Source organism: Niastella populi, assembly GCF_002078015.1.
In the GTDB taxonomy this organism is placed as follows: Bacteria; Bacteroidota; Bacteroidia; order Chitinophagales; family Chitinophagaceae; genus Niastella; species Niastella populi.
The window spans coordinates 155,094-169,317 of the sequence record NZ_LWBP01000002.1 but is presented as its reverse complement, the minus strand read 5'-3'; the positions used below and the strand labels follow the sequence as shown (position 1 = coordinate 169,317).

At 44.4% G+C, this 14,224-nt stretch carries 15 protein-coding genes; 9 read left to right on the top strand and 6 right to left on the bottom strand.

The genetic code is table 11. The annotated features are described in order from the left end of the window. Positions 1 to 74: 74 nt before the first annotated feature. The 6 genes from rpiB to A4R26_RS03095 all read right to left on the bottom strand — a co-directional run bounded on the left by rpiB (position 75) and on the right by A4R26_RS03095 (position 5,981). Entirely contained in the window at positions 75 to 521 is a 447-nt protein-coding gene (gene rpiB, locus A4R26_RS03120) for a ribose 5-phosphate isomerase B (protein WP_081160089.1), read from the bottom strand. Between the two features lie 32 nt (positions 522 to 553). Next, positions 554 to 1,411 (bottom strand): twin-arginine translocase subunit TatC, encoded by an 858-nt coding sequence (gene tatC / locus A4R26_RS03115; RefSeq protein ID WP_081160087.1) that lies wholly within the window; start codon positions 1,409 to 1,411, stop codon positions 554 to 556. Between the two features lie 205 nt (positions 1,412 to 1,616). After that, positions 1,617 to 2,900, bottom strand: a complete 1,284-nt coding sequence (locus A4R26_RS03110) for a hemolysin family protein (RefSeq protein WP_081160084.1) — start codon at positions 2,898 to 2,900, stop codon at positions 1,617 to 1,619. A gap of 35 nt (positions 2,901 to 2,935) precedes the next feature. Further along, positions 2,936 to 3,511: a guanylate kinase gene (gmk, locus tag A4R26_RS03105; protein WP_081160082.1), complete on the bottom strand. Its 576-nt coding sequence runs from the start codon at positions 3,509 to 3,511 to the stop codon at positions 2,936 to 2,938. 152 nt (positions 3,512 to 3,663) lie between these two features. Next, on the bottom strand, positions 3,664 to 4,965 hold the full coding sequence (gene murA, locus A4R26_RS03100) for a UDP-N-acetylglucosamine 1-carboxyvinyltransferase (protein WP_081160080.1): 1,302 nt from the start codon (positions 4,963 to 4,965) through the stop codon (positions 3,664 to 3,666). Between the two features lie 284 nt (positions 4,966 to 5,249). Next, positions 5,250 to 5,981, bottom strand: a complete 732-nt coding sequence (locus tag A4R26_RS03095; protein ID WP_278248398.1) for a DUF4290 domain-containing protein — start codon at positions 5,979 to 5,981, stop codon at positions 5,250 to 5,252. Positions 5,982 to 6,561: 580 nt separating this feature from the next. Between A4R26_RS03095 and gldC the strand changes: the two genes are divergently transcribed. From gldC to uppS, 9 genes are all read left to right on the top strand, one after another. Beyond that, a complete protein-coding gene (gldC, locus tag A4R26_RS03090) occupies positions 6,562 to 6,909 on the top strand; it encodes a gliding motility protein GldC (RefSeq protein ID WP_081160076.1) in 348 nt (115 codons plus the stop codon). A gap of 19 nt (positions 6,910 to 6,928) precedes the next feature. Next, complete coding sequence (locus A4R26_RS03085) at positions 6,929 to 7,381, top strand: GatB/YqeY domain-containing protein (protein WP_081160073.1); 453 nt, start codon at positions 6,929 to 6,931, stop codon at positions 7,379 to 7,381. A 113-nt stretch (positions 7,382 to 7,494) separates the two neighbouring features. Further along, complete coding sequence (locus A4R26_RS03080; protein ID WP_081160600.1) at positions 7,495 to 8,052, top strand: CvpA family protein; 558 nt, start codon at positions 7,495 to 7,497, stop codon at positions 8,050 to 8,052. 141 nt (positions 8,053 to 8,193) lie between these two features. Beyond that, positions 8,194 to 8,970, top strand: coding sequence for an alpha/beta fold hydrolase (locus A4R26_RS03075; RefSeq protein ID WP_081160069.1), 777 nt, complete (start codon positions 8,194 to 8,196; stop codon positions 8,968 to 8,970). Positions 8,971 to 9,130: 160 nt separating this feature from the next. Continuing rightward, the gene (locus tag A4R26_RS03070) at positions 9,131 to 9,793 is read left to right on the top strand and encodes a CBS domain-containing protein (protein ID WP_242674805.1); all 663 of its coding nucleotides are present in this window, start codon (positions 9,131 to 9,133) and stop codon (positions 9,791 to 9,793) included. 119 nt (positions 9,794 to 9,912) lie between these two features. Further along, positions 9,913 to 11,346 carry a POTRA domain-containing protein gene (locus A4R26_RS03065; protein WP_165760127.1) on the top strand — a complete coding sequence of 478 codons (1,434 nt, stop codon included), beginning with the start codon at positions 9,913 to 9,915 and terminating at the stop codon, positions 11,344 to 11,346. A gap of 29 nt (positions 11,347 to 11,375) precedes the next feature. Further along, complete coding sequence (locus tag A4R26_RS03060; protein WP_081160060.1) at positions 11,376 to 12,254, top strand: NAD kinase; 879 nt, start codon at positions 11,376 to 11,378, stop codon at positions 12,252 to 12,254. Between the two features lie 58 nt (positions 12,255 to 12,312). Continuing rightward, entirely contained in the window at positions 12,313 to 13,170 is an 858-nt protein-coding gene (gene porG / locus A4R26_RS03055; protein WP_081160055.1) for a type IX secretion system protein PorG, read from the top strand. 284 nt (positions 13,171 to 13,454) lie between these two features. Then, complete coding sequence (gene uppS / locus A4R26_RS03050) at positions 13,455 to 14,216, top strand: undecaprenyl pyrophosphate synthase (protein ID WP_081160050.1); 762 nt, start codon at positions 13,455 to 13,457, stop codon at positions 14,214 to 14,216. Positions 14,217 to 14,224: the final 8 nt, after the last annotated feature.

Below are 14,224 nucleotides of genomic sequence, written 5' to 3'. Positions count from 1 at the left end.
TGCAGGAATACAAAAAGCCGGAAAAGAACTTACCTGAGCTCTTCTTCCGGCTTCATTAAACACTTTCAATAAACTTATGCGCAGGCTATTTTATTCACCCTGGTCTGGTGGCGGCCGCCCTCAAACGGGGTTTCAATAAACAGCGTTATCATTTCTTTGGCTACATCAAGCGATACAAAACGGGCGGGTATGCCTATAATGTTAGCGTCGTTGTGCTGGCGGATCAACCTGGCCACTTCGGGCTCAAAGGCCAGTCCGGCCCTTATGCCCTGGTGTTTATTGGCGGTAATGCAAACACCGTTGGCGCTTCCGCACAACAGAATGCCAAATGCCGATTCGCCCTTTTCTACCGCATCGGCTACGGGATGCGCATAGTCGGGATAGTCAACCGATTTATTCTCATCAACCCCCTTATCACTTACCTGGTATCCTTTCTCGGTCAACCATTTTACGATTGCCACTTTATAGTCGAATCCCGCATGATCGCTGCCGATGGCAATGGGTTTTGAAAGATCGAACATATATGCTTTAGTTATCTGTTTATAAGATTTTATTATTGCCAGTTATTCTGCTCTTCCTGGTCTTTTTTATACACGCGTTTTGATACGATAACGCTTAACTCGTACAGTAACACCAACGGCAAAAATACGATCATCTGGCTGGTCCAGTCGGGTGAAGGCGTAATGATAGCCGCCACCATCAGGATGGCCACATAGGCGTATTTACGATACGTTGTCAGAAAACGGGGCGTAACGATGCCGATTTTGGTGAGCACATAGGAAAGGATGGGCAGTTCGAACGCAATACCGCAACCCAAAATAATATTTACCAGGTTGTCGATATAATCGTTCAGCGAAGGTTTGTATTCGAACATTCCGGCCTTACCGAGGTTGAAGTTGGCAAGGAAATTAAAAGTGAAAGGTCCCAATACGAAATAGCCGAACGAAGCGCCTATAAAAAAGAAAAGGGATACAAAAAATATAGCGTAACGGCTGTATTGCAACTCTTTAGGCGATAATGCCGGTTTTACAAATTTCCAGAATTCCCAGAAAATAAAGGGGAAGGCTGCTATTAAACCGCCTACAATGCCGATCTGAATGGCCGACATAAAGGGACCACTTACCGTAGTGCCCAGCAATTTATATCCCGGCGGAATGGGTGGCATGCACAACGCATCGCCAATATGAAGGGCATGGCTCAGGTTACATAATGCCCGGTATGAGACAAAATTATTACGCACGGGGCCCATTACCACGTTATCGAAAACCCAGTCGATATTTAAAAAAATGACTACCGCCGCCACCATAATTGCTATCACCGATCGCATAATATGCCATCGGAGCGCCTCCAGGTGGTCAACAAAGGTCATTTCGCTATCATTGCTCCTTCTTTCAAAAAAGGTACTCGCCATAGGATCGCATAAAGTCTGAAAAATAATAGTAAAAGCGCGGCAAATTTAAGGCTTAAACGGTAGGTAGCAACTAAAAGCTTGTTAAGGGGTTGAAATGGTTGCCGGTTACCGGCGCAAATTGCCAGTTACCAGCTATGCGTTGCAGGATGTTAATAATTTACCGGGGAGGTACAAAACAGACAGCCGGTATCTGGTACCCGGAAACCTACCTTAAGATCTTCAGCCTTACCATTTCAATTCTGGTATCGCTTACGTTCATCACCTCAAATTCATAATTACCGATGATGATGCGTTCTTTCAGGCGGGGAATGGTTTCATGCTGGTGTATGATAAAACCCGAGAGGGTTTCTGAATCGTTCTCAGGGAATTCGAGCTTGTATTTTTCTATGAGGTAATCCAGTTCGAGCCGGCCCGATAAGATATACTCATCTTCAGAGATCATTTTCTCTTCAAATTCTTCCACATCATATTCGTCCCGGATCTCGCCAAAGATCTCCTCCAGCAGGTCTTCCATAGTAACAATGCCTGCCGTTCCACCAAATTCGTCAACAACCCAGGCGATGCTTTTACGTTCGCGGGTGAATTTATTAATGAGGTCGGTGGCGCTCATACTTTCTGGTATAGCGGGTATGGGCAGCAGGATTTCCTTTATATGGTCGGGTTGTTTGAACAGATCGAGCTGGTGAATATAACCCAGAATGGCGTCGATGTTGCCGCCGTACACGATCAGTTTGCTCAACCGGGTTGAAATGAATTTTTTGCGTGCCTCCTCAACGGTGGTATTCAATTCAATGGCCTCAATTTCCTTACGGGGCACCAGGCATTCGCGCACTTTTATTTTGGGCAGCGAAAGGGCGTTCTCGAACAGCTCGGTATTCATATCGGAACCCTCGCTGTTGTATTCGCTGGTTTGTTGAAAGAAATGGTCGAGGTCGCTGCGGGAAAACGGTTCCTTGCGCTTATCGATGCGCATATCGAAGATCACGTTCAGGATAAAAATGGAAAGCTTTACAAAGGCAGCGGCTATCCAGTAGAACAACTGGTCGAAAAAGCCAAGCAGGCCTATTCGGGCCGAAAAAGACAGCAACGAGTCGCTTTTGGCTTTGAAAATGGCTTTGGGAATGCACTCCCCAAAGAGTATTATCACCGCCCATGCCGCTAAGATCTTAAGGAGAAGCAGAAAGAAAGAGATCCATGAACGGGCGCTGAGATCGAGCAGCATCCGGTTTACCAGTTCATCCCAATAAACGGAGGCCAGTAAAACAAATACGGTAAGAAAAAAACTGAAACCGACAACGTTGGTGCCGATAAAGCGGGAAGGATTGTCGAAAAGGTTCGACAATAAGATACCGCTGCTGGCGCCCTGCTTCTTTTTCAATTCAATATTCAGCCGGTTGGCAGCCGTAAAAGCCACCTCGATGCCGGCAAAATAAGCGACCAACAAAAAGGCAATGCCGATGCAAATGCCTAAAATGGTAACAAAACTCATAGTCTGGTACGAAAATATATAAAAAAAGCGGGAGATCAACTATCCAAAAATTCCCCCACTACCTGTTCGGCTTCCTGGCAGGCATGATCGAGGTTGTCGTTAAGGATTATTTTGCTAAAATGGTGTTTGAACGAGATCTCGTAAGAGGCTTTATTTACCCGGGCCTGTAAACTTTCTTCGGTTTCGGTACCCCTTGAGCTTAACCGCCGTTTCAATTCATCGACGGAAGGCGGTTCCACAAAGATCGACAGGATGGTGTCGGGGTATTGTTGCTGAACGTGAATGGCGCCTTTTACATCGATATCCAGTACGGGAACCTGGTTATTGTTCCAGATGCGTTGTAATTCAGATTTCAGGGTACCATAATATTTACCCTCATAAACCATTTCCCATTCCACAAATTCATTATGCTGGATCTTACGGGTAAAATCTTCTTCAGAAATAAAATAATAATCAAGCCCATTTTTTTCGTGCGGGCGGCCTTTGCGGGTAGCGGCTGATACCGAAAACGCCAGCTGCGGGAATTTCTTCAATAGAAAATGGGTAATGGACGTTTTGCCCGCTCCGGAAGGGGCGGTGATGATTATTATTTTGTTCTTCGGTTGAAACATGGATCAATAGGTAGTTTGTGGGTTCTATATATGGTTCCCGGTTACCGGTTTCCGGTTGCCGGGAATTTTGAACTTCGATCAGTGAGCAATTTATAGGAGTCACCAAAATTTTTTTTGCCCGGAAAACCGGGAACAGGAAACAGGCAGCTGCTTTAAATCCGTTTTATATCGGCGCCCAATGCCTGCAGGCGTTTGTCGATATACTGATAACCGCGGTCGATCTGTTCAATGTTCTGGATCACGCTTTTTCCATCGGCGCTCAGCGCTGCGATCAGCAGCGATACGCCTGCCCTGATATCGGGGCTGCTCATTTGAATGCCGCGCAGTTTCTGTTCGCGGCCGAGGCCAACCACTGCTGCGCGATGGGGATCGCACAAGATGATCTGGGCGCCCATATCGATGAGTTTGTCAACAAAGAACAAGCGGCTTTCGAACATTTTTTGGTGTATAAGCACACTGCCACGGGCCTGGGTGGCCACCACCAACACAATGCTTAGCAGGTCGGGGGTAAAACCCGGCCAGGGATGATCGTAAATGGTAAGTACGCCGCCGTCGAGAAAGGTTTGAATTTCATACACCTCCTGGGCGGGTACATGAATATCGTCGCCTTTAAAGTTCAGCTGAATGCCCAGTTGTTTAAATTTTTCGGGTATTATGCCGAGGTGTTCGATGCCGGCATTTTTTATGGTGATATCGCTTTGTGTCATGGCCGCCAGCCCAATAAAAGAGCCGATCTCGATCATATCGGGCAGCATACGGTGCTCGGTTCCGCCCAATGACTGTACGCCTTCGATATTAAGCAGGTTGCTGCCGATGCCGGTGATCTTAGCGCCCATGCGGTTGAGCATTTTGCATAACTGCTGAATATAGGGTTCGCAGGCTGCGTTGTAGATAGTGGTAGTGCCTTCGGCCATTACCGCCGCCATAATAATATTGGCGGTACCGGTTACGGAAGGCTCGTCGAGCATAAGGTAGGTGCCCTTTAAATTTGGCGCCTGCAGTTCGAAAAAGCCATCGCCACTGTAATTGAAGGAAGCGCCCAGCTTTTCGAAACCAATGATATGAGTATCCAGTCTTCTGCGGCCGATCTTATCGCCGCCGGGTTTAGGAATATAGGCCTTTCTGAAACGGGCAAGCATAGGACCGGCCAGCATAACAGAGCCGCGCAGGCGGCCGCTTTTTTGTTTATAGGCATCGCTGCGCAGGTAATCTACGTTCACGTCATCGGCCTGAAAAATGCAGGTATCGCGTTGCGGGCGTTCGATCTTTACGTTCAATTCCCCCAGCAATTCAATAAGCAGGTTTACATCCAGGATGTCTGGAATATTGGTAATAGTTACTTTTTGTGAGGTAAGCAATACGGCACTGATTATTTGCAGTGCTTCGTTTTTTGCGCCTTGCGGAACTATTTCACCTTTTAATTTTTTACCGCCGATGACTTCAAAAGAATTCATAGTTACTTTTTCCTGGTTTTTTTGACCCGTGGGTTGTCCCCGGTTTTAGTTGATTCGGGGGGAACGGTTTTGATCAATGGTACGTTAAAATAAGGTGCAAATATAAAACCCCGACAATAGGTTTTACTGTCGGGGTTCTATTTATTATTTAATCTTTATCCTCGCGCCTGACGGCAGAGGGCTGACGTTCGATTTTTGATTTTGAGATTTGCAGATTTTGGGATTTCAATTGGTTAAAGCTTTCTGACAAATCTCAAAATCACGAAATCCCGAAATCGAAATCCTTATTTGTATCTTTTCTTGAACTTGCCGCCGCGGTCGTTGCGGTTATCACGTCCGCCGCCACCGCCGCCGCGGTTATCGCGGTCGCCACGGCCCTGAAATTTCTGGCCACCCCGTTTATTGCGGTAATCGCCGTAGCCGCCACGATCGCGGTCACGGTCGCGGTTTTCGTTGGGGCGATGCTGGCGCACATATGGCGTATTGGTAAAGGTGAGCTGGCCGCTGGTAATATTGGTAAGCTCGCCCTGAATGGCGTCATCATGCACGGTTTCCTTGTGCCAGTTGTTATAGGCCAGTTTCATGTAGTAGGCAATGGCATTGGCAAAACCCTGGCGTTTTTCAGGCATTTCTTCATGCAATGCCTTATTGATCACCAGCTCGAGGTTTTTACCCAGGTGCGAGAATTTAGGATAGCGTTTGGGATACGGCAATGGTCCTGGTTTCGATTTCAACGTTTCCCGGGTGGGAATGGGGTAAGGTGAATCAACTGCCAGTTTAAAATCAGAGATCAGGAACAGATGATCCCATAATTTATGTCTGAAATCTTCAACGTTTTTCAGGTGTGGGTTCAGAAAGCCCATCAGCTCAATTACAGCATAGGCGTTTCGCTGCCGGGTTTCCTGGTCCTCGATCGTCAACAGATATTCGATCATTTTCTGTATATGCCTTCCATACTCACGCATTGCCAGGTGGTTCCTGGTCGTATTATACTCCATTTTTTCTATACTGTTCATTCTATAAATATAAGGTTAACAAAAGTAACAAAGTAAGTTTACAAAAAGAAAAGGCCTTTGTTTAGGCCTTTTCTATAGAGAATTGGTTTTTCCACAGGTTAATGATGTTATGGCATTGCCGCACCAACTTTTGGGGCAGGCAGGCTATTGATAATGGTTAAAAAAACAGATCAGAGGTCTTTTGGAAATGTGCTTTATATTAAATGTAAGAGATTAAAACCCCAACACAAACCCTTCATAAATAATTATAATTACAAAACACCTATAAATGGCAGTCTGGCTTTGACAGAGGTAAATTTCTAAGGATACCGATTTTTGCTATGGGTAGGGTTTCTTAAAAAAATTGAGGATTTTCAAGCGTATGCCCCAAATTATCAAATAATCTTGTATTTGCCAACAAGTTAGTGTGTTATTTTTTCAAAAGGCTGTATAGTTAAAAACCTGAATGTGTTGTAACTTTTTTTGCCGGAAAGTGGTTTAATATACATTTACAGTGTTCTGCCAATAATCAGACACTAAAAACTATAAAATCGGTGTACTTTTGCGGTTCAAAATATAAAAAACTGATAATCAAAATAAAATGAGGCAATCGACTATTACAATTGATGTGTCGCTGGACGAGAAAAATATTCCAGAACAAATATTGTGGAAGGCGACTGATAGTACGCAGGACCAGGGCCAGAAGGCCAGAGCCATGATGTTGTCGTTTTGGGATGGCGCCGATAAATCGGCATTGCGAATGGACCTGTGGACCAAAGAAATGATGGTAGATGAAATGGCTGATTTTTATTATCAAACCATCATGACGATGGCAGATAGCTTTGACCGGGCAACCCATCAGCAGGAACTGGTTGATATGATGAAGAACTTTGCGAAGGACTTTTATGCTCGTTTTCGCGATATTCAATTGAAAGAAAATAAATTATAATTCCAAAAATAGCCACGGTATGAGCTTAGAACAAAAGATCCAGGCTGACCTGAAAACAGCCATGCTGGCCAAGGATGAAAAAACGGTGCGTAGTTTGCGTGCCATTAAAGCTGCCATTATTCTGGCTAAAACCTCAGAAGGTGCAGCGGGTGAGATCAGGGAAGAGGATGAAATAAAATTATTGCAGAAGCTGGTTAAACAGCGAAAAGATTCGCTGGAGATCTTTCAGCAGCAGAACCGGGCCGATCTGGCACAAAAAGAGCAGGAAGAAATTGAGGTGATAGAGAAATTCCTTCCCAAACAATTGAGCGCCGAGGAGCTGAGGAGCATCGTTGCGGGTATTATTGCCGAAACGGGCGCTTCATCACCTGCCGATATGGGTAAAGTGATGGGGGTGGCTACCAAACAATTAGCGGGTAAGGCCGATGGAAAGGCCATAAGTGCGCTGGTGAAAGAGCTGCTGGCAAAGTAGTTGCGAATAAGAGCCTATCCTGAAATTCGTGTTCTTAGATTTTGAAGTAAGAGATGTGAAGTAAGCGGTAGGAGGTTCAATATCCTATGTACAGCCCGTATACTTCAGAAACTATGATCATAGATGTATTAGTTCTAATATTTCTGGTTCTGGCCATTATCAAAGGATTACGGCGGGGCCTTATTGTTGCAGTATTCTCCATTTTTGCGTTTATTGCAGGTATTGCTGCGGCCATGAAATTATCGGTAGTTGTAGCAGATTATTTAAAAGATTCCGTTAATGTATCTGCGAAGTGGCTGCCTTTTATTTCATTTGCTGTTGTTTTTATTGGGGTGGTCTTACTGGTACGCTGGGCGGCCAGCCTGCTGGAGGCAACGGTTGAAATGGCCATGATGGGCTGGGCCAACAAAATAGGCGGCATTATTTTATTCGCTATTTTGTATATGTTTACACTCAGTGTGGTGCTGTTCTTTGTTAATAAGGTAAAGCTCATTAGCGATGAAACCATCGCTAATTCGGTTACCTGGCCTTTTTTACAACCGATGGGCCCCTGGGTAATCGATGGCTTTGGCAAACTGATACCAGCCTTTAAAAATATGTTCACTGAGCTCGGAAACTTTTTTGACGGGCTGGCAAAACAGCAGCAGGTACAGCCGGAAGTTACGCCTTAGTTTGGGGGTTGTACCGGTATAAAAACGTAAAAAAATCAGTAGCTTACATTAAAATTGCAGGGTGAAAACTGCAAGGGTGTATTATTTGCATTAAAACGTTTATTTTAGCGATTAATTGACTGACTTGAACAGACATAGCTGATGAATTATACGATCAAACAAGTGGATAAATTCAAGTATATTGAAGAAGGTGAAGGCGAACCGCTGATACTCTTGCATGGATTATTCGGCGCCCTCAGCAACTTTGGTGATTTGATCAATTACTTCAAGAACCACAACAAAGTAGTGGTTCCCATACTCCCTTTGCTTGATATGGACCTGCTGCATACTTCAGTTGGAGGCCTGCAGAAGTTTGTACATAAGTTCATAGAATATCACGATTTTCACAACGTACACCTGCTCGGAAATTCTTTGGGCGGCCATGTAGCCATTTTACACGTGCTGAAACAGCCCGAACGCATAAAATCGCTCATTTTAACCGGCAGTTCGGGTTTATTTGAGAATGGTATGGGCGACACTTATCCCAAACGCGGTGATTATGATTATATAAAAAAGAAAACGGAACTTACTTTTTACGATCCCAAAATTGCCACCAAAGAACTGGTTGACGAGGTATACGAGATCGTAAACAACCGTTTGAAAGCCATAAAAATAATTGCGCTTGCAAAAAGTGCCATTAGAAATAATCTGGGCGAGGATATCAATCAAATCAAACAACCCACATTGTTGATCTGGGGTAATAATGATGCCATTACCCCGCCGTTCGTAGGCCGGGAGTTTCATCGGTTAATTCCAAACAGCGAGCTGCATTTCATTGATAAATGCGGTCATGCGCCAATGATGGAAGTACCAGACGAATTCAACCGCATTCTCCATAAATTTTTGACAAAATTAAATGAGCCTGCAGCGGTAGCCTAAATGCTATCGTCATAATTGATTATATTTGGTTAAGGTAATAGCCTCACTATTTGCTAAGGTTAATACCTATTTGTTATTTTATTTCTTTTTGGCGATAATACAAACCGGTTACACGTGTTTATCGTATAACACTATTATAGGACAGGTAAACTCTGATTCAGTGCTTAATAAAGAATTAATATCAGCCACGATTCCCACACTCAATTTGAGTGACACGGTTATTCAGGCGCTGGACCTGATGTCGGAGTTCCATGTTATGCAGTTACCCGTAGTAGCCGAAGAAAAGTACCTGGGTCTTGTATTTGAGGAAGACCTGCTGAATCTCGACGAACGCGCTACTCTCCAATCTTTTGATACCCACTTTTCAAAAGTGGCCGTACACGCCCATACTCACTTTATTGAGGCGGTACAAATTTTGAATGATTATAATCTTTCCCTGGTACCGGTTGTAGACAAAGAGAAAAATGAATTTGTAGGGTGCATTGCAGCCATCGACCTGTTAAAAGAGCTGGGTAAAACCACAGGGGCCAGCGAGCCTGGCGGGTTGATCGTGCTGGAAATGGAACAACGCAACTTCTCTTTTTCGGAACTCAGCAAACTGGTAGAGACCAATGACGCACAGATCACGCAGTTAAATAGTTATTGGGATAATAACACCAGTTCCTTTTTTGTAGCAATAAAAATCAATAAATTCGAGATTTCCGATATTGTTGCTACATTTCAGCGGTATGAATACAATGTGAAATACTATTTTGGCGAAGAACTATACGAGAACGAACTGCGGAACAATTACGACCACTTGATGAATTATCTGAATATTTAGCACAACAGTAGGATCAGGGCAGCATTATTTTTAAAATTTTGAAAACACAAGCAACTGCTTGCCGGGGCATGTGAATGGGAAAGAAATTTTACTGTATACTAGCAAACTTGTTGTGTTGCGTGGCACTGGGATATGCACAACCCTCCCAGGTGGATTCCGTACATTCCACTTCAATGGCTGCGCCTGAATATGCTAATAACAACTCTCCCCGAACAATTGTTGCCCCGGATTACAATAACAACTACTCTACACCATTTGTTGTAGGCGAAATAATAATTGAAGGAAATAAACGAACCAAGCCTTACATTATTCAACGCGAGTTGCCATTTAAACCCGGCGACTCCATTTATTTGCCCGACCTGGTAAAAGGCTTCGAGATCTCGCGCCAGCAGCTCATCAATACCACTTTATTCAATGAGGTCATTATTTCGCTGAAAGCATTCCGCGGTTATGAGGTCGACATTCTCATACAGGTAAAAGAACGCTGGTATATTTTCCCCATTCCCTATCTGAAACCGGTTGACCGAAACCTGAACGAATGGGCCAAGCAGGGGTATAGCGCCGATCGCATCAACTACGGGTTTAAATTTACCTACAACAACTTCACCGGCCGGAACGATAAACTGAAACTGTGGCTTATTACCGGTTACACCCAGCAAATACAATTTCAGTACGATCAGCCTTATGCGAACAAATCGCTCAAGCACGGTTACAAGATCGGTTTCTCGTATTCGTTCAATCGCGAGATCAATTACGCAACTATCGACAACCAGCAACGTTTTGTAGATTCATTGCAGGGCGGCATAAAAGTATGGTCGGGCCATATAGATTACACCTACCGGCCGGGCCTGAGAACTACGCACCTTGTGTCATTATCTTACACACGCCAGTCGGTTGACCCACGTATAAACGAACTCAATCCCAAATATTACGGTTACCACCGGAGTACCATCAGCTTTCCTGAATTGTTATACAGCATCAGCTATGTAAATGTCGATTACAAGCCTTTCCCTTTGAAAGGCTGGCTGGCCGACGCTACCATAGCAAAACGAGGTTACAATAAGGAAATGAACCAGTGGCAGATCAGCGGCCGCGCAACCAGGGGGTGGGAACTGACCAAAAAAGATTTCTTCAGTTTGCAAACAGTGGGAATGTTGCGTTTTCCATTCAGCCAGCCGTATATAAACCAGCGGATGTTCGGCTATGGCGATATGTACCTGCGTGGGCTGGAAGACTATGTGATAGATGGCGCAGCCGGTTTACTGGTGCGGAACAGCTACCGGCACCAGTTATTTAAATTCAGTGTGCCTACTTATATCAAATCAAAATCGCACGATCGTATTCCATTCCGCATTTACGCCCGCATATTTGGCGATGCAGGATATTCCTATAATAAGAACTTTACCAATAACTCCCTCACGAACCGCATGTTGTATACTGGTGGGGCAGGGCTCGACATTGTATCTTTCTATGACTTCGTTCTGCGGCTCGACTACAGCTTCAACCAATTAGGACAAAACGGATTATTTTTACACATCAAGAATGATTTTTAACCGATAGGTAAATTTTTTAACCGCATAGTATGAAGGTAGCCATTTATAGCCGGGTTATTGATGATGACCAGTATAACAAAGTGCAGCAGTTGCTCGATGAACTGGCCAAGGAAAATATTCATCCGGTTATATACAAGCCTTTTTATGAAATGATACAGTCATCGGTTCGTTTTTCAGAAAAAACAACCGTTTTTTCCGATTCGGGCGATCTTACCGAATCTATCGACTTTGTAATAAGCCTTGGGGGTGATGGTACTTTACTGGATACCGTTACCTTGGTGCGCGACAAAAATATTCCGGTATTGGGGATAAATTTTGGCCGCCTCGGGTTTTTGGCCAGCATCGGCAGTAAAGAATTGCACATTGCGGTACAATCCCTGGTCAAGCGCACAATACTAATAGACAAGCGATCGTTAATTCATTTGGATGCGAGCAAACCATTGTTCGGCGATGTACCATACGGATTAAATGAATTTGCTATTCATAAAACAGATACATCACCCATGATAAAAATTCACACGTACCTGAATGGTGAATTTTTAAATACATACTGGGCTGATGGCGTTATTGTAGCAACACCTACCGGTTCAACCGGTTATTCGCTAAGCTGTAATGGTCCCGTGGTTTTTCCTGAATCCTCCAGTTTCGTAATTACCCCCGTAGCCCCACATAACCTGAATGTTCGGCCTATTATAGTGCCTGATGATAATATAATATCCTTTGAAATCGAAGGCAGGACCGACCACTTCATTTGTGCCCTTGACTCCAGAAAAGAACTCGTAGATAAAAAAGTACAGCTGGCCGTACGTCGCGAATCGTTTACTATTAGCCTTGTACGGTTGAATGAGAACAACTTCCTTCAAACCCTGCGTAACAAATTATCGTGGGGTTTAGACACGAGGAATTAACTTTTATTACAAAGAAAATTTACCGGCAAATCCGGTTCTTAATGTTAAATTGCGAATTATGAAGAAATTGGTTGTAACAGCACTACTCTTTAATTCCGTACTATGTGTGCAAAAGGTTACTGCCCAATATGAAAGTATTGTACAGCAAGGTGAGTTTGGCATATCGGCAGGTGTTGGACATTATTTTGGCGACCTGAACACAAGAGCAAAACTCAACAGGCCCAAACCGGCTGTTGGTGTATTTTTTCGTAAACAATTCGGCAACTACACTGCATTACGTATTGCCGCCCACTATGCCCGCCTTGGTTATTCAGACGTTTACAATACCCAGAATGATTATCAGCGTCGCCGCAACCTGAGCTTCAACTCAAATGTATTTGAGCTTACCCTGCAGGGCGATTTCAACTTTTACAAGTTTATTCCCGCTGATCCTTATTACAACTTCACTCCATATGTGACGCTGGGAGCCGGTATTTTCAGCTACGATCCTTTTGCTTACCTCAACGGCCAGAAATATTTTCTTCGCCCGTTGGGAACGGAAGGCCAGGGCACAGGTGCCTATCCCGACCGCAAGCCCTACAATACCATGGCGCTTGTATTTCCCATTGGCGTTGGGGTTAAATATGCCATCAACGATCGCATGAACCTTGGTTTTGAAGTAGTGTACCGGTATACCACTACCGATTATCTCGATGATGTGAGCAAAACCTATGTAGGTTCCGATAAATTTCCACCATTACCCGACGGTACACCCTCGGCAGCCCAGTTATTACAGGACCGTTCTTACGAAACCGGCGACATTATCGGCATCGAAGGCCGCCAGCGCGGTTATTCAAAACAAAAAGACGCTTACGTGTTAGCCGAGATAACCCTGTCATTTAACCTTACTTCATATCGTTGCCCGTCTGCCAATTAATCAATGGGCAATAGACAATAGGCAAGGCTTGCGATTTACCGGCTGTTCTATTACCGCCTTCCTGTTGTCAATTATTTAACAAATTATGCAAAGCAATAGGCAATCTGAACTTTCGGATTGCCTATTGCCTTTTTATTTAATCCACTGGTAATAAGCAATTAACAATTGGTAAACCCGTATTTTGAACGGTATTGGGCATTGCCTGTTGCCAAATGCCAATTGTCTATTGCCAATTGCCCATTGTCTGTTGATTTCCGTACCTTTGTGCCCTTCAAAAAAAGGGTATGCAGAGCCTACGGGAGCAAATTGACCTTCAACGACTTCCTCGCCATATAGCAATTATTATGGACGGGAATGGGAGATGGGCGAAAGAAAAGGGACAGGATCGCCTCTATGGCCATTTTCATGGCGTGGAGAGCGTGCGCAATATAGTAGAAGGATGCGCCGAACTGGGCGTTGAATACCTTACACTCTATGCATTTTCTACCGAGAACTGGGACCGGCCTCAAATGGAAGTAACGGGTCTTATAGAACTGTTGGTAGAAACCATTCGCAAGGAAACCGAAACACTCAATAAGAACAACATTAAGCTGCATGTAATAGGCGACATAAAGATGTTGCCCGAATATGCACAAAAGGAACTGAACGAATCGCTGCAGATAACCAGCCGGAATACCGGTTTGAACCTGGTAATGGCATTGAGTTACAGCAGCCGGTGGGAACTGGTACAGGCCGTACAGCACATAGCTGAAGATGTAAAAGCAGGGAGAATAGACCCTGCGGCCATCACTCAAAACACCCTGCAACAGTACCTGGCCACCAGCAATTTCCCCGATCCTGAATTAATGATTCGAACCAGCGGTGAATACCGCATCAGTAACTTTTTATTATACCAACTAGCTTATGCAGAATTGTATTTTACCAATGTTCGCTGGCCCGATTTCCGGAAGGAGAACCTGTACGAAGCCATCCTGGATTTTCAAAAGCGTGAAAGAAGGTTTGGAAAAACCGGCGACCAGGTTAATAAGGAGCATATAAACGGATAATTACGAAT